Source organism: Streptomyces sparsus, assembly GCF_054776295.1.
Genome location: NZ_BAAHCA010001441.1, coordinates 1 through 840, shown reverse-complemented (window position 1 = coordinate 840; position 840 = coordinate 1). Strand labels below are relative to the sequence as shown.

The 840-nt window shown below is 77.4% G+C and carries 1 protein-coding gene; it reads left to right on the top strand.

Translation table 11 applies throughout. The features are described 5' to 3' along the window. A partial coding sequence (locus ACYVE9_RS28940) for a Gfo/Idh/MocA family protein (protein WP_461030842.1) occupies nucleotides 1-840 on the top strand: 840 nt, incomplete at both ends.

Sequence of the window (840 nt, the reverse complement as noted above, 5' to 3'; positions counted from 1 at the left end):
GCCCGACGTGCGGGCGCCGCTCGCCGTGCGGGCCGCGGAAGCCGGCCGGCACCTGCTGCTGGACAAGCCGCTCGCCACCACCGTCGAGGGCGCCCGGGAGGTGGTGGACGCCGTGGACCGCGCCGGAGTGCGGTCGGTGGTGTTCTTCACGCTGCGCTTCGCCCCGACCAGCGCCGAGTGGATCACCGAGCAGGCCGGCACCGGCGGATGGACGCTGGGCCGGGCCGACTGGTACTCGCCGGTGTTCGGCGGCGCCGACTCGCCCTACACCGCGTCCCCCTGGCGACGCGAGAAGGGCGCCCTGTGGGACGTCGGCCCGCACGCCCTGTCGGTGCTGCTGCCGATCCTCGGCGACGTGCCCGACCTGCCCCGCGACGGGAGCGATGACGGGAGCGGCGGCGGCGCGGTGGCCGGCTTCGGCGACGCGGTCACCGCGGCCCGCAAGCTGGCCGCCAGGGAACGCGACCAGGCCCGGCTCGCCGCCCACGAGGCCCTGGACGATCCGCTGGTGATGGCCGCGCGACGGCTGGCCGGGGAGGCCTTCACCGGTGAGGTGGTGGCGGTCGAGATGGCGTACTCGCAGAGCAAGCGGCCCACCCCTCGGCCGCTGGTGACGGTCCGCACCGACGACCACCCGCAGCTCGGCGACGGCTCGGCCGTCTTCCGCGAGCTGCCCGAGGGCCGCTCGCAGTCCGGCGAGTTCGTCGACGCGCCCGGCCCCGGCCTGCTCACCGTGCGGCTGACGGGCGGCATGGGACGCGGCCGGGAGCCCGCTCCCGGATCGGTGCCGTCGCAGGGGCAGCGGGCTGAAGGCGGCCCGCGAGGCCGGCCTCGACGGGG